Source organism: Actinotalea endophytica, from assembly GCF_025717005.1.
Lineage (GTDB): Bacteria > Actinomycetota > Actinomycetes > Actinomycetales > Cellulomonadaceae > Actinotalea.
The window spans coordinates 65,161-88,651 of record NZ_JAOVZU010000010.1 but is presented as its reverse complement, the minus strand read 5'-3'; the positions used below and the strand labels follow the sequence as shown (position 1 = coordinate 88,651).

The following is a 23,491-nucleotide window of genomic DNA, read 5'->3' as shown; positions in this document are numbered from 1 at the left end:
GCTCAGCAGGACACACCCACCGCGGCGGATGACGGGCGTGAGGCCGGTCCGTCGCGCCGCGTCCGATCACTTCGTCAGGTCGCGGCCGCTCGGGTCCCGATGCCACCGACGACCAGCGTCACGAGGTCGTCGATCTCGCGAGGCGTGGGGGCAGGGCGGTGCGTCAGGACGCGGTAGAGCATCGTGGCGGCGAGCGTGTCGGCCACCACGCCGAGGTCGGCGTCCTGGCGGATCTGGCCTGACCCGAGGCCGTGGGCGAGGTACGCGATGAGCTCCTGGCGCGCCGGCCCGGTCAGCTCGGTGTAGAGCCGGTCGGCGTCCTCGACGCGATCCGCGGCGGCTGCGGCGAGACCGCGGACCAGTGCGGCCCGGGACGGGTCGGCCTGGGTCTCGAGGGCGGCGACGAGCCAGGCGCGCACGTCCGTGGCGAGGTTGCCGGTCGCCTCGGGCATGTACGCGTCGACCCGGATGAGGCCGGCGAGCACGGCCTCGGCGACGAGTGCCGACTTCGAGGGCCACCACCGGTACACCGTCTGCTTGCCGACGCCGGCCAGCGCCGCGACCCGCTCGATCGTGAGCCGCTCGTAGCCGACGTCGGTGAGCAGCTCGCGCACGGCCTCGAGGATGGCGGCGTGCGCGCGGGTGTCGCGTGGGCGACCGACAGTGCCCCTGGCCATGCGGACACCCTAGACAGCAGGACGTTCGTCCTAAACAATACAAAGCGTCTCGAAATGCTGGTCGCGTCACCTACCAGGTCGAAGGAGCCCGCGGTGGACAAGGACGTCGTCGTCATCATCGGTGTCGGTGGGATGGGGCTCACGCTCGCCCCGCGGATCAGTGCGGGTCGGCGGGTCCTGCTGGCCGACTTCAGCGAGCAGGCGATGGACTCGGTCGCCGAGCGGCTCGGCGGCACCGGCTACGACGTGACCACGCACCGGGTCGACGTTGCCGACCAGCAGTCCATGGCGGGCCTGGCCGACGCGGCCGCGTCGCTCGGCCGGGTCGCGCAGGTCGCGCACACGGCGGGCCTGTCCCCGGTCCAGGCGCCGGCCGACGCCATCTTCGGCGTGGACCTCCTCGGGGTCGCGCACATGCTCGAGGAGTTCGCCCGGGTCATCGCACCCGGCGGGGCCGGTGTGGTCATCGCCAGCATGGCCGGCCACATGGCCGCAGGCCTGCCCGCCGAGCTCGAACGCGCGCTGGCGACCGTTCCGGCGAAGGACCTGCTCGCGATCCCTGCCCTCGAGGCCGAGGCGTTCGCGGACCCCGGCGCGGCCTACTCCCTGGCCAAGCGCGGCAACATCCTGCGGGTCCAGGCGGCCGCCGTGCCTTGGGGCAAGCGAGGTGCCCGGGTGAACTCGATCAGCCCAGGGATCATCGCGACGCCGATGGGCATGGCCGAGCTCGGCGGCGCGCACGGCGAGCAGATGCGTCAGATGATCGCGATGTCCGGCAGCGGGCGGGTCGGCACGCCGGAGGACATCGCGCGGGCCGCGGAGTTCCTGCTCGACCCGCAGTCGTCGTTCATCACCGGGACGGACCTGCTGGTCGACGGGGGCGTGGTGGCCGCGGCTCGGACCTTGGCGCCGCCGGCCGCCCAGCCCGCGGGTAAGTCGTAGATCTCCGCCCGGACGCCGAGGTTCTCTGGACGACGTTGCGGGGCTGCAGCCGGCCGGCGAGTACCTGTTCATCGTCGCGTGCACCGAAGGCGCTCCGGCAGGCGCAGGGCGGGCGGAGCCTTCAGGTTCGATCTGCAGAGCTGGCGTGAACGAGTCTGATCGCGCACTCCAAGGCGACCTCCAGGTCCTTGCTCACGCTGCCGACTGCGCGCGGGGACGTGACGAACAGCGTCGGCTCCGGCGCGAGGCAGAGGGCCAGCGGCCTTCGGCCGGAGAGCAGCTCGGGTGCGGCAGCGCTGACGCCCAGGACCTCCAGCAGGCGGTCCGCATCGTCCGCCTGGAACTGCCGGAACGACGTGAAGAGAAAGACGGTTCGTGATGTCGCCCCGATCCGACGCAGCAGCTCGATCTCCGTCGTGATGCCCGGTGAGTACCCCAGTGAAACCAGAATGAGGTCGGAGGTGCGCGCCAGAGTCTCGACCTCCTCCTCCCAGGTGTCGTCCGGGAGGGAGGACGAGAACATGCCCAGGATGTCGAGGTGCTTCAGGTAGAACCGTCGCAACGCGCGGCCTTCCAGGTCGTCTTCGTGCGCGGCCGCGCCCTCGGCCGCCGCTCCCGGCGGAGCGACCATCCGCAGGCGGAACCATCCGGCGCACGCCAGGACCGCCGCGGCCGGCGCCGTGGCCCTCCCCTCGATCGGTGCGCCGGCGGGCAGCAGGTTGTCTGCTTCGAACGCGTCGTCCTCGAAGCTCCGGAGCAGCAGCGCCTCGCCTACGAGCCCATTCGTCTCCGCGCCGGAGGCGCACGCTCGCATCGCGGCGCGCACGATGGACTTCGGCTTCCCGAGCTCGAGAACCGATGCCGGGAACGCCTTCGCTCGGCGAAGGCCCCACCCCAGCCTCGAGGGGATGGCGCGGGGTAGGAACAGGCGGGGACTGCGGTACATCCAGATCAGCAGCGGGACCGACGCGCCGAACAGGACCGCCATCGGTCCGAGATCTCGAGCTTCAGAGGTGTCGAGCGAACCCGACAGAAGGCCCAGCACCAAGGAGAGGGTGAGCAGGCCACCAGCGAGCGCTACGGGAACCACCGCGACCGTGAGTCCCAGGAGGACGGCTCGTCGTAGGACTGTTCGACGTACCGGAAGCACCACGCATCCGCCGGGCTCGCGTTGCGACCGCCGGTACCGGCGTCGGCGTGCCGCCTGCACAGCGCCCGCAAGGGGGGCCCTGAACCTCGAGGCCGGGAGGAACCCCAGCCGACCGTGCGCCTGTATTCGCTTGAGGGTGAGGGCGCCGAGCGCCTGCGTCGCGACGCTCGTGGCCAACAGCGAGAGCGAGACTCCGAACAGACCGACCCACAGAAGGAAGCCCAGGTCGATCGTGTTCCCGATGGACTCGAAGAACAACGAGAGGAAGCCGAGAGCAAGGAGCGTGGCGCCGGCCACCATGAAGTAGGCGGCCGTCGAGATGCGAAGGACGACCGTTCGCCGCAACCACCTGCCGAGAGATGTCAGAGTGCCGTCGGCGGGATCCTCGCTCGGAATCGTCCAGGAGTGCTGCCGCGCGGTGCGCGGGAAACGGCCGATCAGCACAGGGGTCATGTCGCGCGAGTCGTGACTCCCGGGTCGGGCGGCGTCACGGACGACGTAGTGCCAGGTGGCATCCAGCTCCGCGGGCGAGAGAGCACAGGTGCCGAGCTCATCGATGTCCGACAAGGCCAGCGCGGCAACCGCCCATCCGGGACCGAGCTCGCCGGCGGCCCACGACCCCGACTCGATCGTCTCGATCGCGGCGCTGCGGTAGCCGAGGCGCAGGAGCCGGCGAAGAGTCGCCGCGCGATCCGGGTCGTCGGACACCCTAGAGTCCCGCGGTCCGGGGTCGAGCCGCCCGCCGGACCGCCGAGAGCGCGCCGTCGGGCGACCGTCTGGTCACTCCCACCACCGTCCTCGAACGAGCGTCTGCGAGGTGGGCCCTCCTCGAGGACGGTCCTCGTGAGCGTGAAGTCTCGATCGGCCGCCGGCACCCGCCGGCCGCGCGGGTCACGAACCACACTAGGGTGCGTCGCACTCCGGTTGTCCGCACGCCCGGGGCCCGGACCTGCTCAGGCGCCCGTCACAGCGTCGGCGCGCGGTGCGCACGTGTCAGTCGGTGCCCCCTGCCGCGTCGCGCAGGACCGGCGCGGGATCCGTGGCGCCGGCCGCTGCCCCGAGCTCCTCGCCGCGGGCTGCCGACGACCATGCCCGCAGCCCCGGCGGGATGTACTCGGGCCGGATCGTGGCTGAGGCGAGGTCGGCGAGCGACGTGGCGATGAGCCCGAGGAGGTCCACGCCACGATCGGCGAGGGTCCACTGGAGCTGGAGGCCGTCGCTGATCGCGACGGTCGTCCGGGCCAGCTGCGCGGGGTCGACCCCGTCGAACAGCTCGCCTCGGGCGGCGCTGCGGGAGAACTGCCCGGTGATGGTGTCGACGACGGTGGCGTAGCGGCCGGCGAAGACGTCGTGGGCGAGGCTCGAGCTGTCGGCCGCCTCGGTCGCGACGGCCACGGCGAGCTCGATCAGCTCGGGTTCCGTGAGGTAGTGCTTCGTCACGTCGATCATCCGCTCGACGATCTCGCCGGCGGAGCTGTCGTCGGTGATGCCGTCCCAGATGTGGCGGCTGGCTTCGAGTCGGTGCCCGGCGACCGCGACCAGGAGGTGCTGCTTGCTGGGGAAGTGGTGCAGCAGGCCGGCGGTCGTGACCCCCACGTCTCTGGCGACGTCAGCGAGCGCCGTGTTGTGGTAGCCGTCGGTCGAGAACCGCTGGGCGGCGACCTCGACGATCTTCGCCCGGGTGGCCCGCCCGGCGCGGTACGGCCCACGAGCTCCCATGGTCAGAGCGTACGGGTGCCTCGCGGAGACCCGCCCTGTCGGCACCCGTCCGGCCCAGTTCTCGCGAATGCCTTGTGCAGTAGGTGTTCGCATGGCTACGTTTTGAAACGTCACATTTCGGTGGGCGCGTCCGGTCCGCGCACCGGTGCGACCGAAGGAACGAGCCTCGTCAACGGAGACGCCTGGCAGTTCGCGGCTCCCTGCGTGGCGACCTTCGCTCCGTCCAGTTCGACCCGAGTGCAGGAGGTCTGAGCAGTGACACATCATCGAACAGGGACTCAGCGGCGCGTGGTTGCGTCGCTCGCCGCGGCCGGTGTCGTCCTCGGGATGACGGCGCTCGCCGTGCCCGCGATGGCCGGCGGGCGGTCCGACCAGAACAGCAGCAGCGTGAACCGGGCGCTCAGCGCCTTCACCGACCCGAGCCTGGATGCCAAGCCGATGGCCCGCATGTGGTTCCCCGACGCAGGTGCGGGCGCCTCGGCCGAAGGGCTCGCCCTGGTCGAGAAGCAGATCCGGGACATCCATGCCGGTGGGTTCGGTGGGGTGGAGATCGCCTACCTCGCGGACGACAGCGACGTGAACAACGACGAGCTCGCGACCGTCGGCTACGGCAGCGAGAACTGGCAGCGGATCCTCAAGACGATGCTCCGCACGGCGAACTCGCTGCCCGGTGGGTTCAAGATCGACATCACGATCACCTCGCACTGGCCGCCGATCGTCAACACCATCGACCCGAACGACGACACGCAGCAGCAGCAGGCCACGGTGGCCTACCGCAAGGTGACCGCCGCCGACGCCGCGGCCGGCGCGGCGGCGCTCCCGCTGCCTGTCCAGCGGACCGAGGACTACCAGCAGGGCTTCGGCGGCAACGAGGACGCCCCGTTCCTGTTCGTGGACAAGTTCACGGCGGCAACGCTGGCCACCGTCACTGCGGTGAGCGCCGACGGCACGCCGACCTTCGGGCTGGCGTCACTGACCGACCTGACCGGTGCCACCGCGGCGGACACGGTCTCGGCCGACGACGCCGCGGCCGGTACCCCTGCACTCGAGGAGGGCGGCGTGCTCTACGCCGGCTACGCGGCAGGCATCCCCGACCGTGCCTACGCGGACGCGAACGGCATCGACTACGACAGCGAGGTCCTGGCGGTCTTCGGTCCGGAGCCGAGCGATCCGGACCTCGAGGGCAAGATCGACGCGGACGGCAACCGCAAGCGGATGGCCGACTGGCAGTACACCTACTCGACCGACCTGTCGGGCGTCGACCTCAGCGGGTACGTGCCGTCCGAGGGCGACGGCTACGAGGTGGGCGACCTGGTGCTGATCGGCTCCTACCACCAGGGCACGGGCCAGGTCATGTCCGGCGGTTCCTCGGTGACGCAGTACAACCGCACCTACGCCACGGACTACTTCTCCGCGGACGGCGTGCAGCAGGTCTTCGACTTCTGGGACGCCAACATCCTCGACAACGAGCTGATCTCGTTGCTGAAGAAGAACGGCAAGCAGGGCACGTCGATCTTCGAGGACTCCATCGAGGTGCACCGGACCGGTGCCATCTGGACGGCCGACCTGCTCGACGAGGCCAGTGCCTTCAACGGGTACGACATGACGGCCGTCGCGCCGGTGCTGACCCTCGGTTCGGCCGGCATGTTCGACGAGTCGGCCGAGGCGACCCGGATCATCGAGGACTACAACCTCACGCTGGGTCACCTCTACAAGGTCGAGCACGCCGACCTGATCAAGGACTGGGCGGCGTCCTTCGGCTACACCTACCGTGCCCAGGCGTACCCGCTCCCGGGTCTCGACGTCGGCGCCGCGGCGGCGACGGTGGACATCCCCGAGGGTGACAACTCCGGCTCCGGTGACATGCTGCGCACCCTCAAGGCTGCGACGAACCTCGGCCGGGAGAAGCTGCTCTCGATGGAGACCACGACGTTCTCGGCGACGATCTTCTCGACGTGGGAGACGGTGGCCAAGGTCGTGAACAGCGACGTGTCGGACGGCGTCAACCGCGCGATCTTCCACGGCACGGCGTTCGCCCGGACCTTCAACGGGTACGAGGCCTCGTGGCCGGGCTGGAACTTCTTCCGGAACAACGGAGGCGGGTTCTCGAACTACAACGCTCGCCAGATCTGGTGGGACGACGTGGACACCTTCAGCGGCTACGTCGCCCGCACGCAGAGCGTGATGCAGACCGGCCAGGCCAAGGTCGACGTGGCCGTGCTGATCGGCAGCGACGCGGGCTACAGCATCTCCAGCGGGAACTCGCTCCAGTCGCTGCTGGACGCCGGGTACTCCTACAACGTCCTGTCCCAGGCGCTGCTGGAGGAGCCGACGGCCGTCGTGACCGACGGTGTGCTGGACCCGGAGGGCTCGCAGTACCAGGCCCTCGTGGTCAAGGACGCCGCGAAGCTGTCGCTGGCCACCGTCGAGACCCTGATCGGCTACGCCGACGCAGGTCTGCCGATCGTCGTGATGGGCGACGGCCCGACCCGCGTCTACGGCACGAACAAGGTCGACGACAACGACGCCGACATGCTGGCCGCGTGGGCGTCGCTGACCGCCAAGCCCGGTGTCGTCACGGTCGCCGACGAGGCAGCTGTGCTCGACCAGCTCGGCGCGGATGGCGTCACCTCGGCCGCCTCGTACGACGTGCCGTTCCTGGAGACCTCGCACCGCACCGACGGCTCGACGTCGTTCTACTACCTGTTCAACGCCGGCACGACGCTCTCCGCCGCGGCGGAGGCGGGCGCGACGACGGTGCGGGTCGGCAGCGTGTACGGGCTGTCCGCGGGTGACCACCTGCTGATCGGCAGTGGTGGCACGCAGGAGGAGGTCGAGATCCTGTCGATCAGCGGCACCACGGTGACGCTCACGGCGCCCCTGCAGTTCGCCCACGCCGGTCCGTCCGGTGGGTTCCTGGGCGGCATCAGCGGCGACGCCGTCTCGGCCCTCGTGGACCAGGACGTGACGCTGACCGGCGAGGGCACGCCGTACGTGCTCAACGCCTGGACCGGTGAGGTCGAGCCGCTCGCGGTGTACAGCCGGGACGGTGACACGATCACGTTCACCCCGCGGATCGGCGGCGAGGACGCGGAGATCGTTGCCCTGGTGAAGGACAACGGCAAGCTGCCGAGCGCGACCGACGTGTCCGGCGGCGAGCTCGTGGTGGCGAGCAACAAGCTCGAGCTCCACGCCTTCGAGGTCGGCGACTACGAGGTCACCCTGGCAGACGGTTCGGTGAAGCAGGTCGAGGTCTCCTCGGTGCCTGCGGACGTCGAGCTCACCGACGGGTGGGACCTGTCCCTGGAGAGCTGGGGACCGGACGCGGAGGCGAACGCGGTCGACCCGACGATCTCGGCGAAGACCACGGTCGAGTTCTCGGACGTCTCCCTCGGCGACTGGGCCGAGCTGCCCGCGAGCGAGGAGCAGCTGGCGGACCTCGGCGTGGCGTCGATGGGCGACGTGTCGGGGACCGGCACCTACTCCACGACCTTCCGGCTGGGCCGTGACTGGCGCGACGCCGGCGCCGTGCTCGACCTGGCGCACGGGAGCGGCGACATGGTCGTGCAGGTCGTCGTCAACGGCACCGTGATCGACGACGTCGACCAGCTCACCGACGCCGTCGATCTGAGCAAGGGCCTCAAGGTCGGCACCAACACGGTCACCGTGACGATCGACACCAGCCTCAACCACAGGTACGTGGTCGAGAACACCGGTGCGTCGAGGAGCCAGACCTACGGCCTGACCGGGGTTGCGCTCGATGCGTACACGATCGCGACGGTGCCGGAGCGCGACGGTGGTGGGCAGCACCGGGCCACGCCGCCGCACCAGCGTGACCGTCACACCTGCCGGCCGATCTGACCGGCTCCACCGGGGGTGCGCGTCGGACCCGGCGTGCACCCCCGGCCGCACCATCTGAGGGACGACCGCGACGCGGTGCCGAGCGCCGACCGAATGCTCGGCACCGCGTCGCCGTACGACGAGGAAGGATCGTGATGTGAACGTCGGGGGTCGACCGGCCGTGCGCCCATGGCGCACGGCCTTCCTGGCCGGCATGGCGTCCTACCTCGACGCCGCGACGATCGTGTCCACCGGGATCGCGCTGGTGCTCTTCGCGCCCGACCTCGGCCTCGGTGAGTGGTCGATCGGGGCGCTGTCCGCCGTGCTCACGCTCTGCTTCGCGATCGGCGCGGTGGTCGGCGGGCGGCTCGGTGACCGGTTCGGGCGACGGCGGGTGTTCACGGTCACCTTGGCGGTGCTCGCCACGGGCCTGAGCGTCCTGGCGGCGGCGACAGCACCCTGGATGCTGGCCGTCGGGGTGGTGGTGGCGGGTCTCGCCATCGGGAGCGACCTTCCCGTGTCGCTCGCGCTCATCGCGGAGGAGGCCGGTCCCGCCGACCGGGGCAAGATGGTCGGTCTCTCGGCGGTGCTCTGGCTCGTGGGCATCGCCGCATCGGTCGGCCTCGCGACGGTGGTCGGTGGGCTCGGCTCCGTCGGTGCGCGCGTGCTGTACGCGCACCTGGTGGTCGTCGCGGTCGGCGTGTCCGCCCTTCGACGGGGCCTTCGCGAGTCGGTGGAGTGGACCACGGCGAGCAGTGCTGCGGACGAGTCCCCGGGCGATCGCGCGACGCGGTCGGCGTTCCGGCTCCTCGTCAGACCGCCCCTGCTCGCCGCCTTCGCCGGCACCGCGGCGTTCTACGCGCTGTGGAACCTTGCGGCGAACACCATGGGCCAGTTCGCCACGTTCTTGTTCGTGAACGTGGCAGGGGCGTCGGTCTCGTTCGCGTCGCTGGTGAGCCTGGTCGGCCTGCCCCTCGGGGTTCTCGGCGGGGTGGTCTTCATGCGCGTGGTCGACGGTGCGCGACGCAGGCCGTACGTCGTGGCGGGGTTCGTCGTCGCTCTCGTCGCCTTCGCCGTGCCGTTGGTCCTCGGCGTCAACGTGGTGACGATGACGGCATGCTCCCTGCTGTTCGGGCTGAGCGCGCCGTTCTTCGGCGAGACGATCTACAAGGTCTGGTCGCAGGAGCTCTTCCCCACGCTCGTGCGTTCCTCCGCGCAGGGCCAGACGATGGCTGCGGCCCGCGTGGCCGCCGCGGCGTGGGCGCTGGTGACGCCGGTGATCGCGAGCTCGTCGCCCGCGGTGCTCTTCGGCGTGCTCCTCGGGTGCATCGCCGGCTCGGGCGCGATCGGCCTGGGCTGGGTCGCCCGGCTCTCCGTGGTCGGAGGCGCTCGACCCGCCGAGGTGGGGGACGGGCCGTCGGTCACGGTCGGCGGTGGGCAGCGGCCGACGGCGGCTGGAACTCCGGTCTGATCGTCGCGACCGCGACATCCCGGAGCGCAGCGCTGACGAGCCCGAGGAGGTCGATCGTGCGATCGGCGAGCGTCCACTGGAGCTGCAGGCCGTCGCTGATCGCCACGCACCGCCGCGCGAGGGACTCCGGGTCGACTCCGGGTCGCAGCTCGCCCCGCGCGGCGCAGGCGGCGAATCGGCTCGTCAGGTTCGTGAGGACGGCGTCGTAGCGGCTGAAGAGGACCTCGTGGGCTGGGCTTGCCGTGTCCGCGGCCTCGGTCGCGACGGCGACGGCGAGCTCGATCAGGCCGGGCTCGGTCAGGAAGAGCGCCGTGACCTTGATCATCCGATCGATGATCTCCCCGGCGGTGCTCGCCGGGGTGATGTCGTCCCACCACGCGACGCTCACGTCGAGGCGGTGCTCCGCGACTGCCAGAAGGAGGTGCTGCTTGCTGGGGAAGTGGTGCAGCAAGCCCCCCTGGGTGATCCCGAGCTCGCGGGCCAGCTGGTTCATCGAGGTCTCGTGGTACCCGTCGACGGCGAACCGGTCGGCGGCCGCCGCGATGATTGCCGCGCGACGCTCGCGTCCGACGCGATACGGGCCTCGGGCGCCAGCCATGGAGGTGATCCTAGGCCGAATCCACGTCGTGATCGGTGGTGGACGCGTGGCCTGCGACGGCCGTCGCTGGGCTCGGGATATCTCGACGGGCACCGTCGACCATCCACGTCGCGGGGCTTGACCTGGAACGTCATTGGCAGTGACGTGCCGGCGAGACGAGACCGACTTGTGACCCGCCAAGCGTTGACGTCCGGTGCGAACGCTGACAATACTCGGGATTGGAAGGTTTCACCTCCCTCATGACCGTGCTCCCCCGGGAGCGGCCCCTCAACGGAGAGGAAGAACAATGAGGTTGCTTCGTCGTAGGTCTGTGGTGGCGGCGGGTGCTGTGGTGGCGCTGTCGTTGGGTTTGGCTGCGTGCTCGTCGGGTGGTGGCGGGGAGGAGTCTTCGTCGGCGGGTGGTGACTCGGGTTCGTCGGACTCGGGGTCGATGTCGTATGACATCGCGTTCTTGCCGAAGAACTTGGGTAACCCGTACTTCGATGCTTCTGATGGTGCGGCGAAGACCGCGGTGGAGGGGTTCGGGGGGACGTTCAAGGAGGTCGGTCCGACCGAGGCTGCTCCGGATGCGCAGGTCTCGTTCATCAACACGTTGACCCAGCAGCAGGTCGGGGCGATCGTGATCTCGGCGAACGACCCGGATGCGTTGTGTGATGCGATCGGTCAGGCGCAGGACGCCGGGGTGCACGTGTTGACGTTCGACTCGGACACGAACTGCCGGGAGATGTACATCGCGGCGTCGAACACCGAGCTGATCGGTCAGAAGCAGGTGGACATCATCGCCGAGGAGATCGGTGGGTCGGGTCAGATCGCGATTCTGTCGGCGAGCGCGAACGCGACGAACCAGAACGCGTGGATCGATGTGATGAAGGCCTACCTGGCGTCGGACTACCCGGACATCGAGCTGGTGGACGTGGTCTACGGCGATGACGACGACCAGACCTCGTACGACAAGACCGAGGCGCTGTTGAGCCAGTACCCGGACCTGAAGGGGATCATCTCCCCGACCACGGTCGGGATCGCGGCGGCGGCCCGGTACCTGTCGACCTCGGAGTACAAGGGTCAGGTCATGCTGACCGGTCTGGGTACCCCGAACGACATGCGCGACTACGTCAAGGACGGCACCGTGCAGGAGTTCGCGCTGTGGAACCCCGAGGACCTGGGGATCCTGGCGTCCTGGGCGGCCAAGGCCCTGATCGACGGGTCGATCACCGGCGCCGAGGGTGACACCTTCACCGCCGAAGGCCTGTCCTCCGACGTCACCGACTTCACCGTCGGCGCCGACGGCATCGTCGTGCTCGGCGACCCCTACGTCTTCAACGCCGACAACATCGACAACTTCAACTTCTGAGCTGTCGTAGACCGGGCACCTCGGTGCCCCGGCACAACCGCCGGGGCACCGAGGTCCGGAGAGGGGAATCGTGGAGCGCGTCTGCTTCCAGCTCCAGGTCAGGCCGGACCGCCTGGACGAGTACAAGGCCCGTCACGCCGCGGTGTGGCCGGACATGCTCCGGGCGCTGGCCGAGACCGGCTGGCACAACTACTCGCTGTTCCTGCGCGACGACGGCCTGCTGATCGGCTACGTGGAGACGCCGTCGATCGAGCAGGCCCTGGCAGGGATGGCTGCCACCGAGGTCAACGCCCGGTGGCAGGCCGAGATGGCCGACTTCTTCGTCGACCTCGGCGACGCCCGCCCGGACACCGGGTTCCTTCGCCTCGAGGAGGTCTTCCACCTCGAGGACCAGCTGGAGCGCCTCGTCGATTGATCCACTCCAGCGCCTCTGCTAGTCTATGAATCGTTTCATTATCCGTGCTTCACCGCCGAAGGACTGACCATGAGCATCGACCAGGCCACCCTCGACCTGCTGGGCCAGCAGGCGATCGAGCTTCCTTCATGGGCGTTCGGCAACGCCGGCACCCGGTTCAGGGTGTTCGGCACCCCGGGCACCCCGCGCACCATCCAGGAGAAGCTCGCCGATGCGGCGCAGGTGAACACGTACACCGGCCTCGCGCCGAGCGTCGCGCTGCACATCCCGTGGGACCTGGTCGACGACTTCGGTGAGCTCGCCGCCTATGCCAAGGACCTCGGGGTGCGGCTCGGCACGATCAACTCGAACACCTTCCAGGACAACGACTACAAGTTCGGCTCCCTGACCCACCACGACGACCGGATCCGCCAGAAGGCGATCGACCACCACTTCGAGTGCATCGACGTGATGAACGTGACGGGTTCGCAGGACCTGAAGATCTGGCTGCCCGACGGCACCAACTACGCGGGCCAGGGCGACATCCGCGGCCGGCAGGACCGGCTGGCCGACTCGCTGCACACGATCTACGACCGGCTCGGGCCGAACCAGCGCCTGGTGCTGGAGTACAAGATCTACGAGCCGTACTTCTACACGATGGACGTCCCGGACTGGGGCACGTCGTTCGCTCACGTCAGCGCGCTGGGCGACCGGGCGATGGTCTGCCTGGACACCGGGCACCACGCACCGCACACCAACATCGAGTTCATCGTCGCCCAGCTGCTGCGGCTCGGGAAGCTCGGCTCGTTCGACTTCAACTCGCGCAACTACGGCGACGACGACCTGATCGTCGGTGCCGCCGACCCGTTCCAGCTCTTCCGGATCATCTACGAGGTGATCCGCGGCGGTGGCTACGGCGAGGGGTCGCAGGTCGCGTTCATGCTCGACCAGTGCCACAACATCGAGGACAAGATCCCCGGCCAGATCCGCTCGGTGCTCAACGTCCAGGAGATGACGGCGCGGGCCCTGATGGTGGACCGCGAGGCCCTTGCCGCGGCCCAGGAGGCCAACGACGTGCTCGGCGCCAACGACATCGTCATGGACGCCTTCTACACCGACGTGCGGCCCGACCTGGCGACCTGGCGGGAGTCCCGTGGGCTGCCGGCCGACCCGATGAAGGCGTTCCTGGCGTCCGGGTACATGGCCAAGGTCGCCGAGGAGCGGGTCGGCGGGACGCAGTCCGGCTGGGGCGCCTGAGGCCGGCCGGGACGAGCGGGACGAGGAACATCTGACGTGGCGGGTACGTACCTGGCGGTCGACCTCGGAGCGTCGAGCGGCCGGGTGATCGCCGGACACCTCGACGGGGGCCGGCTGGTCACCGTCGAGACCGGGCGGTTCTCGAACGTGCCGGTGTGGTTCCCCGAGGGGGGTCGACGCACGCTGCGCTGGGACGTGGCCGCGCTGTGGGGCGGGATCCAGCAGGGCCTGCGCGCGGCCGCGCGCGAGCACGGGGCCCCGGTGTCGGTCGGGGTGGACTCGTGGGGGGTGGACCACGGCCTGCTGGACGCCGACGACGCACTCCTCGGCAACCCGGTGCACTACCGCGACGCGCGCACCGAGGGTGCCGTGGAGCGCTTCTTCGAGGTGCTGGCCGCCGAGGAGCACTACGCCGCGACCGGTCTGCAGGTGCTCCCGATCAACACCGTGTTCCAGCTCGTCGCCGGCGCCGGCAGCGCGCAGCAGCAGGCGGCACGGCGCCTGCTGCTGATGCCCGACCTGGTCTCGCACTGGCTCAGCGGTGCTGCGGTGACCGAGGTCACCAATGCCTCGACGACCGGCATGCTCGACCCGACCACGCGCACCTGGAGCGCCCCGGTGCTCGATGCGCTGGCCGCGGTGACCGGCGCCGACGTGCGTCCGCTGCTCGCACCGTTGGTCGAGCCCGGCCAGACGATCGGCGCGGTGCGGACCGACGTCGCGGCCGACCTCGGCCTGGCCGGAGCGCGCGTCGTGGCGGTGGGCTCGCACGACACGGCCTCGGCGGTCGTGTCGGTGCCGATGGCCGACGCGGCCCGGGCGGCGTACATCTCGTCGGGCACGTGGTCGCTGGTGGGCCTCGAGCTCGACGCGCCGGTGCTGAGCGAGGCGAGCCGTGCCGCGAACGTGACGAACGAGCTCGGCGTCGCGTCGACGGTGCGCTACCTGCGGAACGTGGGCGGTCTGTGGCTCCTGCAGGAGTCCCTGCGGACCTGGGCCGACCAGGGCCGGCCGCAGGACCTCGCCGGTCTGCTCGCGGCGGCGGCGGACGTGCCGGCGCTGCGCACCGTGGTGGACGTCGACGACCCGGTGTTCGCGCCTCCCGGCGACATGCCGGCGCGCGTCGCCGACGCGGCGCGGGAGTCGGGCCAGCCCGTTCCCGAGGATCCGGCGGCGGTCACCCGGTGCCTGCTGGACTCGCTCGCGCTGGCCTACCGGCGGGCGATCGAGCAGGTGACGTCGCTGTCCGGCCGCACCGTCGAGGTCGTGCACGTGGTCGGTGGGGGTTCGCGGAACGCGCTGCTGTGCCGCCTGACCGCCGACGCGACCGGGCTGCCGGTCGTCGCCGGTCCGGCCGAGGGTACGGCGATCGGGAACCTGCTGGTCCAGGCGTGGGCGGCGGGCGAGGTCTCCGGCGGTCTGCCTGAGCTGCGTGCGATCGTCGCGGCGTCGGAGGAGCCGGTGCGCTACGAGCCGAGCGGGGACGAGCAGGCCTGGGTGCGGGCCGCCGAGCGGCTCCGCTGAGCGCGTCGGGCGCTCGCCCGACATGATAGAATGAATCGTTTCATACCGATCGGTCGCAGCGACGGCCGGTCCGAGTGAGGAGTTCGTGATGGAGCTGAAGGAGCCGTACCCCGAGCTCGACGAGGTGCTCACCTCGATGGGTGCCGGTGGCCGTCGGATCTCGGAGATCGACGCGTCCGAGGCCGGCGCGGGCAACATCTCGGTCTACCTGGGCTGGGACGTGGAGCTGCGGCGCCGGTTCCCGGAGCAGTCCGAGATCGAGCTCCCGCTCGCGGCGCCGGCGCTGGCCGGGCACACCCTGCTGGTCACCGGCTCGGGCCGCCGCCTGCGTCAGATCCACGAGGACCCCGAGTCGGCGATCGCCGGCGTCAAGGTCCACGAGGGCGGCACGACGGCGACGATGTTCACCTCGCCGCGCCGCCTGTTCGACAGGTTGACCAGCGAGTTCAACTCGCACCTGGCCGTGCACCAGGACCAGGTGGCCCGCCGCGGCGTGATGTTCCAGGCGGTGGTGCACGCGCAGCCGATGCACACCACCTTCCTGTCGCACATCCCCGCCTACCGCGACACCCAGGCGTTCAACGAGAAGGTGCTGCGCTGGGAGCCGGAGTCGATCGTGGCGCTGTCCGAGGGGATCGGCGTGCTGCCGTTCCTGGTGCCCGGCTCCGCAGGGATGATGGCGGCGAACGTCGAGGGGCTGCGGGCCCACCAGATCGTGGTGTGGTCCAAGCACGGCGTGATGGCGCGGTCGGACCAGTCCGTCACGCGTGCGACCGACCGGATCGAGTACGCCGAGACCGGCGCGAAGTACGAGTACATGAACCTCGTGGCCCGGGGCGTCGCCGAGGGAATGACGCGCGAGGAGATCCGCGAGGTGGCGACCGAGTTCAACATCGACTCGCCCTACGCCTGAGACGGGCGGCCTCGGCCGCGGCGTTCACCCAGAGTTCACACGCCTCGACTGGCGTTCCGGACGGACATGTCGGACACTAGTCATAGGACGAATTCAGGAGGAGCCGATGTCGGACCGTCGAACCGAAGGACCTGACCGAACCGGTGGCGACAAGGGTCGCGACACGCTGGTGGGCAACCCGAACCGCACTCGTCTCTGAGACCTCATCCGGATGGGGCCCGCGCCGATCGGCGCGGGCCCCATCCGTGTTCCCCCGTGTCCACGCGGGCGCCCCTGCCGCACATGAGCAGGCACCCCGCACGCCGCGGCCCGCTCGCCGGCCACGGGGCTCGGCCCGCGGCGTAGCCTGACCTCGCACTCGAGGAGGGGGTCTGCAGATGGACGTCGCCGCACTGCTCGTCGACGGGTACGGACGCGTGGCCGAGGAGGTGGCGCGGGTCCTGGACGGTGCCGACGCCGAGCTGCTCACCGCCCGGCCGGACGACGCGAACTCGATCGGCTGGCTGGTCTGGCACCTGACGCGGGTCCAGGACGACCACCTCGCGGACGCGTTCGACGTCCCGCAGCTCTGGGTCGCCGACGGCTGGGCGGAGCGCTTCGGCCTCGCCCTGCCGGTCCGCGACACCGGCTACGGCCACTCCGGCGACCAGGTCGCCGCGGTCGTCGCCGGTGCGGACCTGCTGCGCGGGTACCACGAGGCCGTGCACGCGCGATCGGTCGATCTGCTGGGTGCGCTGGAGCCCGCGGCGCTGGACCGCGTGGTGGACACCCGCTGGGACCCGCCGGTGACGCTCGGTGTGCGCCTGGTCAGCGTGCTCGCCGACGACCTGCAGCACGTCGGGCAGGCCGCATACCTCCGCGGCATCCTCGAGCGCGCCCGCTCCTGACCGGACGTCCGCCCGACGCGGGTCGGGGCGGGCGCGGCGGGCTCTTCCTGCGCTCCGCAGGACCTACGACCCCGCGTGCCGGTGATCGTGCTCCCGAGAATGGCGAGTGTCCGCGACGGTGCGGGCCGCGACGCCGGGGGAGGGCATGGAACGTCTGCTCGCGCCGCACGAGGTCGCCGGGTTGAGCCTGCGCAACAGGATCGCGATGCCGCCGATGACCACCCGCCTGTCCGGTCCGGACGGCGGGGTGAGCGCGCGTGAGGTGGCGTTCTGGGGCGCACGCGCCCGCGGTGGCGCCGGACTCGTCATCTGTGGCCCGTTCCTCGCCAGCACCGAGGTCGAGGACCCGCTGGGCCGGCTGCGCGCGGACGACGACCGCTTCGTCGCCGGCATCCGCCGCCTGGTCGACGCGGTGCACGACGGCGGCGCGGCGGCCGGGGCGCAGCTGACCGTCGGGCTCGGCCGGCTCGCCCCTCGCGCGCAGAGCCACCCGGTGTCCTCGTCGGCGACGACCACCCCGGACGGCCGGTCCTGCCGCGCCCTCACCGGCGGCGAGATCCGGACGCTGATCGACGACGCCGCCGCGGCCGCGGTCCGGCTCGCGCGGGCCGGCGTGGACCTCATCGACATCGGCGCCCGGGCCGGCGGGCTGGTCGACCAGTTCCTCACACCGCTGTGGAACCACCGGACGGACGAGTGGGGCGGGGACCTGACGGGCCGGGCGGCCCTGCTGCTCGCGCTCGTCGACGCGGTCCGCGAGGCGGGGCTGCCGGTCAGCGTGCGCCTGTCGCTCGACCAGCACCTGCCAGGTGGCCGGGGCCTGACCGAGTCCATCGAGCTCGTCCGGATGCTCGGGGCGGCGGGCGTGGGTCTGGTGACCGTCGAGGAGGGATCACCCGAGGCGCCGTGGCTCGTCGCGCCGGACTACCACCAGCCCGCGGGTGCCCACCTGGACGCGGCCGTGCGGGTCCGCAGCGCGACGGGCGTGCCCGTGCTGGTCGCCGGAGCGACCTCGCTCGAGCAGGCGTCGAAGGCGGTCGGGGACGACGAGATCGACCTGGTGGGGCTCGGCCGTGCCCTGGTGGCCGACCCCGAGCTGCCCGCGCGGGTGATGGCGGGCCAGGCGGGGCGGGTCCGCCCGTGCGTGCGCTGCAACGCGTGCCTGGACGCGGTGCGCGCCGGCCGCCCGCTGCGCTGCGCGGTGAACCCGTTCGCGGGCGAGGAGACCGTGCACGCGGTGCGCCCGGTGGTGCGGGTCCGCAAGGTGGTCGTGATCGGCGGTGGTCCGGCCGGTCTCGAGGCGGCGAGGATGGCCGCGATCCGGGGCCACGCCGTCGACCTCTACGAGGCGCGTCCACGGATCGGTGGCGTGCTCGCACGGGCCGCGAGCCCCGGATTCAAGAGCGAGCTGCTCGCCCTGGTGAGCTGGTACGGCGCCGAGCTCGCCGACCTCGGCGTGACGATCCACCTCGGCCGCACGGTCCGCTCCGGTTCGCACGTGCTGGCCGAGGCCGAGGTGGTCGTGCTGGCCACGGGTGCACGACCGGTGCGCCCGGAGATCACCGGGCTGGACCGTCCTGAGGTGATCGACGTGCTCGACGTGCACGGGTCCGCCCTCGGGTCGCGGGTGGTGATGATCGGCGGCGGCCTGTCCGGGGCCGACACGGCGCTCGACCTCGCGGCGCGTGGCCACCGGGTCACCCTGGTCGAGGCCGGCGACGAGATCGCGCCGGGGAGCCCGTCGGTCTCCCGGGCGGCGTTGCTGGCCGGGCTCGAGGAGCAGGGCGTCCCGGTGCTGACCGGCACGATCGTGCAGGCGGTCGACGACCTCGGCGTGCACGCGGTCGGGCCGGACGGACCGGTGGAGCTGCCGACCGACTCCGTGGTGCTCGCGGTCGGGGTGCTGCCCTCCCGCGAGCTCGCGGCGGGTGGTGTGCTCGAGGACCCGAGGGTGCACCTCGTGGGCGACTGCGTGAGCCCCGGATCGCTCGGCGACGCGGTGCGGTCGGGCTTCGCTGCGGGACTCACGCTCTAGCCGCCACCGCGTCCGGGCCATTGGTCCCGCCGGATCGTCGCCGTATACCCCCATGGGTATGTTTGCGCAGGTCAAGAGTGGGGAAGTAGCGACCTTCGTCCTCCCCCCGGTTGGCCCCCATGGCCCACGCTTGGCGTCATGCCGACGTCGCTTGGAGGGCACATGCGGACGATGGGGTTGGCGGCGATCGACGAGCTCGTCGCCGTCCTGGACGGCGCGGGCTACGAGGTCTTCGGCCCGCGCGTACGTGACGGAGCGATCGTGCTCGCGCCGATCAGCGGGGTGGCCGATCTGCCGCGGGGCGTCGGTGACGAGCAGGACGCAGCGCGCTACCGCCTGCGTGACCGCGGCGACGACCGCCTGTTCGGCTACGCGGCCGCCGCCCAAGGGCTCAAGCCGGTGCTGTTCCCCTCCGACGAGCTGCTCGTCCGGATCCGCAAGACGCCGATCGGCTTCGACCTCGAGGAGCCGGAGGCGCCGGCGCGTCCGCGGGCCTTCCTCGGTGCCCGGGACTGCGACCTGCGGGCCCTCGCGGTGCACGACACCGTGCTGAGCTCGCGCGAGTTCGCGGACAAGTCCTACGGCCAGCGCCGCGACGGCGTGTTCGTCGTCGCGGTGAGCTGTGCGGACCCCTGCGGCACGTGCTTCTGCGTCTCCCAGGGCGGCAGCCCCAAGCCCGGCGACGGGTACGACCTCGCGCTCACCGAGCTCGTCGACGACGCCGGCCACCGGTTCGTGGTCGAGGTCGGCAGCGAGCGCGGCGCCGAGGTCCTCGCGCAGGTCACCACCGCCGAGGCCGCCGAGTCGGACCTCGCCGCGGTCGACGCCCAGGTCGCCGAGGCCACCGCGTCGATGGGCCGCACGCTGGACACCGAAGGGCTCCCGGAGCTCATGTTCGCTGCCGCGGACAGCCCGCACTGGGACACCGTCGCCGCCCGCTGCCTCGCCTGCACCAACTGCACGCTGGTGTGCCCGACGTGCTTCTGCACCTCGGTCGAGGACAGCACCGACCTGTCGATGTCGACCACCGAGCGACACCGGGTGTGGGACTCGTGCTTCGGCGCGAGGTTCTCCTACATCCACGGTGGCGTGGTCCGGGCGAGCGGCAAGTCCCGCTACCGCCAGTGGATCACCCACAAGCTGGCCGGCTACCAGCAGCAGTTCGGTCTCTCGGGCTGCGTCGGGTGCGGGCGCTGCATCACCTGGTGCCCCGCGGCGATCGACATCACCGCCGAGGCCGCGGCGCTGCGGGCGAGCCTGGCCGACCCCGAGACCGACCTGGAGACCGCAGGAGAGGCCCGATGACCGCCACCGACGTCGCCGCCGACGTGACCGCTCCCGGCCCGATGACCCCGCGGCCGTACCGCGTGGTCGCCCGGCGCCAGGACACCCACGACACCGCCACGCTCGACCTCATCCCGCTGTACGGCGAGCAGGCCCACTGGCGATCCGGCCAGTTCATGATGCTCTACGCCTTCGGCGTCGGTGAGATCGCCGTGTCGATCTCCGGTGGGGCCCTGCCGGGCGAGCCGCTGCGGCACACCATCCGCGACGTGGGCGCCGTCAGCCACGCGCTGACCCAGACCAAGGTCGGCGACGTGATCGGCGTCCGTGGCCCGTTCGGGACCTCCTGGGACGCGATGGACGCGGTCGGCGGCGACCTGATGTTCATCGCCGGGGGCATCGGGCTCGCACCGTTGCGCCCCTCGATCCTCGAGGCGGTCCGCCGCCGCGGCGAGTTCCGCCGGGTGATCCTGCTGTACGGCTCCCGGCCCGGTGAGGGCTTCCTGTTCACGGACGAGATCGAGGAGTGGGAGCGGCTGCACGGCTTCACGGTGCACCAAGGCGTGCGCGCCGGCCTCGCCGACGTGGTCAACGATCCGTCGTTCGACCCCGCGATGCTGCTCACCCTCGCGTGCGGCCCCGACATCATGATGGAGGTCGCCGCCAAGACGCTGACCGACCGGGCCGTCCCGCCGCAGAAGGTACGGCTGTCCCTCGAGCGATCGATGCACTGCGGCATCGGGCTGTGCGGCCACTGCCAGCTCCGCGAGGCGTTCATGTGCGTCGACGGCCCGGTGTTCAGCTACGACCAGCTCGTGCCCCTGCTCGCCACTGAGGAGCTCTGATGACGACGACAGCGGTGCGCACCAAGCCCACCGTGGCGGTGTGGAAGTTCGCCTCGTGCGACGGTTGCCAGCTCAACCTGCTCAACGCCGAGGACGAGCTCCTCGAGGTCGCCGACACGGTGAACATCGCCTACTTCCCCGAGGCCACCCGCACGATGCTGCCCGGTCCCTACGACGTGTCCCTGGTCGAGGGCTCGATCACCACGCCCGAGGAGATCGAGCGGATCAAGATGGTGCGCGAGCAGTCCGGCGTGCTCATCACGATCGGTGCTTGCGCCACCCACGGTGGCATCCAGGCACTGCGCAACTACGCCGACGTCGAGGAGTACACGCGCTACGTGTACGCCCACCCCGAGTACATCGAGACGCTCGAGACCTCGACGCCGATCTCCGAGCACGTCAAGGTCGACTTCGAGCTGCGCGGCTGCCCGGTCGACAAGTACCAGCTCGTCGAGGTGATCGCGGCGTTCGCCCAGGGGCGCAGGCCGCGGATCCCGACGTACAGCGTCTGCGTCGAGTGCAAGCGCGCCGGGAACATCTGCGTGCCGGTCGTGAGCGGCGAGCCCTGTCTCGGCCCGGTCACCCAGGCCGGCTGCGGCGCGATCTGCCCGTCGTTCAACCGTGGCTGCTACGCGTGCTTCGGCCCGCAGGACTCCCAGAACTGCCACGGGATGGCCGACCGCCTGGCAGCCCTCGGCATGACCAACGACGAGATGGTCCGTGCGTACCGGACCTTCAACGCCACGTGCGAGCCCTTCCACGCGGAGAGCATGCGGCACGAGCGGGCGCGGAAGGCCGGCGCGGAGGAGGTTGAGGCATGAGCATGCAGCCCACGAGCGAGCGCACGCTCTCGGTCGAGGTCCTGGCCCGCGTCGAGGGCGAGGGCGGTCTGCACCTGTCGCTGCGCAACGGCAAGGTCGACGACGTCAAGCTCAACATCTTCGAGCCGCCGCGCTTCTACGAGGCCTTCCTGCGCGGCCGCTCGATGATGGAGCTGCCCGACCTGACGGCCCGGATCTGCGGGATCTGCCCGGTCGCGTACCAGTTCAGCGCCTGCATGGCGATCGAGGACGCGTGCGGGGTCACCGTGCCGGACTCGGTCCACGCGCTGCGCCGACTGCTGTACTGCGGGGAGTGGATCGAGTCCCAGACCCTGCACGTCTACATGCTCCACGCACCGGACTTCATGGGCTACGCCGGCGCCATCGAGATGGCGAAGGACTTCCCGGCGGAGGTCAAGCGCGGGCTGAGCATGAAGAAGGCCGGCAACGAGCTGATGACGCTGGTCGGCGGTCGTTCGGTGCACCCGGTCAACACCAAGGTCGGCGGCTTCTACAAGATGCCGTCGGTGGCGGACATGCTGGCCCTGCGCCCTGCCCTCGTCCAGGGGCTCGAGGACGCCCTGGAGACGGTGCGGTTCACCGCCGGCCTGGAGTACCCGGACTTCGACCGGCCGTACCTCTACGTCTCGCTGCGCCCGGAGACCGGCTACCCGATCGAGTCGGGACGGATCGTCACCAGCCGCGGCGACGACTGGAGCGTCCGGGAGTTCGTCGAGCAGGTCGAGGAGGTGCACGTCGAGCACTCCAACGCGCTGCACGGCGTGCTCGACGGCGAGCCCTACGTGGTCGGGCCGCTCGCCCGCTACTCGCTCAACTTCGACCGGCTGTCGCCGCTGGCGCAGCAGGCCGCACGGGACGCCGGCCTCGGCGAGACCTGCTACAACCCGTTCAAGTCGATCATCGTGCGCGCCGTGGAGACCGTCGAGGCGTTCCACGAGGCGATCCGGATCATCGACTCGTGGGTCGACGGCCTGCCCGCCTCCGTGCCGGTGCCGCCGCGTGAGGGCGAGGGGTGGGGCGCCACCGAGGCTCCCCGCGGCCTGTGCTTCCACCGGTACAAGATCGACGACAGCGGCATGGTGACCGACGCGCAGATCGCACCGCCGACCTCGCAGAACCAGCCGAGCATCGAGGGCGACCTGCGCGAGCTGGCGACCGAGTGGATGTGGATGTCGGACGAGGACCTCACCCTGCGTGCCGAGGTCGCGATCCGCAACTACGACCCGTGCATCTCCTGCTCCGTGCACTTCCTCAACCTCACGGTGGACCGGGGGTGCCCCGCCCGCGGGCGCGGCGGGTGGTGGTCGGTCTCGGGGCGCCCGAGCGCGGTGACGACGCGGTCGGGTCGGCCGTGGCGCGCGAGGTCGCGCGACGACTGGCCGACTCGCCGTTGCCGGGTGTCGAGGTGGTCGAACGGCACGACCCGACCGCGCTCATCGAGCTGTGGGCCGGTTGCACGCTCAGCGTGGTGTGCGACGCGGTGCGGTCGGGGTCGCCCGCGGGCACGCTGCACGTGGTGCGCACCGGTCCGGACCAGCCCCCGCTGACCGAGGGGCACGCCCAGGAGGCCGGGTCGCACGACTTCGGCCTGGCGAGCGCCGTCGAGCTCGCCCGCGCGCTCGACCGGCTGCCCGAGGTCGTCGTGGTCGGCGTCGAGGCGCAGTCCTTCGGCTGGGGTGAGGCCCTGACCGGCCCGGTCGCGGACGCGGTGCCCGCCGCGGCGGCCGAGGTGCTGCGAGTCCTGCAGCGCTGACGTACGACC

18 protein-coding genes and 1 pseudogene are annotated in these 23,491 nt (G+C 71.1%); 15 read left to right on the top strand and 4 right to left on the bottom strand.

Annotated elements, in window-relative coordinates; genetic code table 11:
* Window positions 1–74 precede the first annotated feature (74 nt).
* Complete coding sequence (locus OEB99_RS16375; protein ID WP_263578365.1) at window positions 75–677, bottom strand: TetR/AcrR family transcriptional regulator; 603 nt, start codon at window positions 675–677, stop codon at window positions 75–77.
* 93 nt (window positions 678–770) lie between these two features.
* On the opposite strand from OEB99_RS16375, the gene OEB99_RS16370 reads away from it, so the two are divergent.
* On the top strand, window positions 771–1,619 hold the full coding sequence (locus OEB99_RS16370; RefSeq protein ID WP_263578364.1) for an SDR family oxidoreductase: 849 nt from the start codon (window positions 771–773) through the stop codon (window positions 1,617–1,619).
* Window positions 1,620–1,740: 121 nt separating this feature from the next.
* Here OEB99_RS16370 and OEB99_RS16365 read toward each other — a convergent pair whose 3' ends face one another.
* The gene (locus OEB99_RS16365; protein ID WP_263578363.1) at window positions 1,741–3,477 is read right to left on the bottom strand and encodes a hypothetical protein; all 1,737 of its coding nucleotides are present in this window, start codon (window positions 3,475–3,477) and stop codon (window positions 1,741–1,743) included.
* Window positions 3,478–3,762: 285 nt separating this feature from the next.
* Window positions 3,763–4,488 carry a TetR/AcrR family transcriptional regulator gene (locus OEB99_RS16360; RefSeq protein WP_263578362.1) on the bottom strand — a complete coding sequence of 242 codons (726 nt, stop codon included), beginning with the start codon at window positions 4,486–4,488 and terminating at the stop codon, window positions 3,763–3,765.
* Window positions 4,489–4,776: 288 nt separating this feature from the next.
* On the opposite strand from OEB99_RS16360, the gene OEB99_RS16355 reads away from it, so the two are divergent.
* Complete coding sequence (locus OEB99_RS16355; RefSeq protein WP_263578361.1) at window positions 4,777–8,349, top strand: glycosyl hydrolase; 3,573 nt, start codon at window positions 4,777–4,779, stop codon at window positions 8,347–8,349.
* Between the two features lie 136 nt (window positions 8,350–8,485).
* Window positions 8,486–9,799: an MFS transporter gene (locus OEB99_RS16350; RefSeq protein WP_263578360.1), complete on the top strand. Its 1,314-nt coding sequence runs from the start codon at window positions 8,486–8,488 to the stop codon at window positions 9,797–9,799.
* Here the strand turns inward: OEB99_RS16350 and OEB99_RS16345 are convergent.
* The gene (locus OEB99_RS16345; RefSeq protein ID WP_263578359.1) at window positions 9,750–10,397 is read right to left on the bottom strand and encodes a TetR/AcrR family transcriptional regulator; all 648 of its coding nucleotides are present in this window, start codon (window positions 10,395–10,397) and stop codon (window positions 9,750–9,752) included. The two genes, OEB99_RS16350 and OEB99_RS16345, sit on opposite strands and share 50 nt — an antisense overlap.
* A gap of 286 nt (window positions 10,398–10,683) precedes the next feature.
* On the opposite strand from OEB99_RS16345, the gene rhaS reads away from it, so the two are divergent.
* From rhaS to OEB99_RS16285, 12 genes and pseudogenes are all read left to right on the top strand, one after another.
* Entirely contained in the window at window positions 10,684–11,748 is a 1,065-nt protein-coding gene (gene rhaS / locus OEB99_RS16340; RefSeq protein WP_263578358.1) for a rhamnose ABC transporter substrate-binding protein, read from the top strand.
* 70 nt (window positions 11,749–11,818) lie between these two features.
* Window positions 11,819–12,163: an L-rhamnose mutarotase gene (locus OEB99_RS16335; RefSeq protein ID WP_263578357.1), complete on the top strand. Its 345-nt coding sequence runs from the start codon at window positions 11,819–11,821 to the stop codon at window positions 12,161–12,163.
* 69 nt (window positions 12,164–12,232) lie between these two features.
* A complete protein-coding gene (rhaI, locus tag OEB99_RS16330; protein WP_263578356.1) occupies window positions 12,233–13,399 on the top strand; it encodes an L-rhamnose isomerase in 1,167 nt (388 codons plus the stop codon).
* A 36-nt stretch (window positions 13,400–13,435) separates the two neighbouring features.
* Window positions 13,436–14,923 carry a rhamnulokinase gene (locus OEB99_RS16325; protein ID WP_263578355.1) on the top strand — a complete coding sequence of 496 codons (1,488 nt, stop codon included), beginning with the start codon at window positions 13,436–13,438 and terminating at the stop codon, window positions 14,921–14,923.
* Window positions 14,924–15,011: 88 nt separating this feature from the next.
* Window positions 15,012–15,836 carry a class II aldolase/adducin family protein gene (locus tag OEB99_RS16320; protein ID WP_263578354.1) on the top strand — a complete coding sequence of 275 codons (825 nt, stop codon included), beginning with the start codon at window positions 15,012–15,014 and terminating at the stop codon, window positions 15,834–15,836.
* A gap of 377 nt (window positions 15,837–16,213) precedes the next feature.
* Window positions 16,214–16,723, top strand: a complete 510-nt coding sequence (locus tag OEB99_RS16315) for a mycothiol transferase (RefSeq protein WP_263578353.1) — start codon at window positions 16,214–16,216, stop codon at window positions 16,721–16,723.
* Between the two features lie 106 nt (window positions 16,724–16,829).
* Window positions 16,830–18,758: an FAD-dependent oxidoreductase gene (locus tag OEB99_RS16310; protein ID WP_263578352.1), complete on the top strand. Its 1,929-nt coding sequence runs from the start codon at window positions 16,830–16,832 to the stop codon at window positions 18,756–18,758.
* 162 nt (window positions 18,759–18,920) lie between these two features.
* On the top strand, window positions 18,921–20,063 hold the full coding sequence (locus OEB99_RS16305; protein ID WP_263578351.1) for a 4Fe-4S dicluster domain-containing protein: 1,143 nt from the start codon (window positions 18,921–18,923) through the stop codon (window positions 20,061–20,063).
* Window positions 20,060–20,887, top strand: a complete 828-nt coding sequence (locus OEB99_RS16300; RefSeq protein WP_263578350.1) for an FAD/NAD(P)-binding protein — start codon at window positions 20,060–20,062, stop codon at window positions 20,885–20,887. The genes OEB99_RS16305 and OEB99_RS16300 overlap by 4 nt, the downstream gene beginning before the upstream one ends.
* Window positions 20,887–21,708 carry an NADH-quinone oxidoreductase subunit B family protein gene (locus OEB99_RS16295; protein ID WP_263578349.1) on the top strand — a complete coding sequence of 274 codons (822 nt, stop codon included), beginning with the start codon at window positions 20,887–20,889 and terminating at the stop codon, window positions 21,706–21,708. The genes OEB99_RS16300 and OEB99_RS16295 overlap by 1 nt, the downstream gene beginning before the upstream one ends.
* Window positions 21,705–22,964, top strand: a pseudogene (locus tag OEB99_RS16290) (Ni/Fe hydrogenase subunit alpha); the annotation flags it as partial. The gene OEB99_RS16295 and the pseudogene OEB99_RS16290, both read left to right, overlap by 4 nt.
* Window positions 22,889–23,482 (top strand): hydrogenase maturation protease, encoded by a 594-nt coding sequence (locus tag OEB99_RS16285; protein ID WP_318011431.1) that lies wholly within the window; start codon window positions 22,889–22,891, stop codon window positions 23,480–23,482. The pseudogene OEB99_RS16290 and the gene OEB99_RS16285, both read left to right, overlap by 76 nt.
* Window positions 23,483–23,491: the final 9 nt, after the last annotated feature.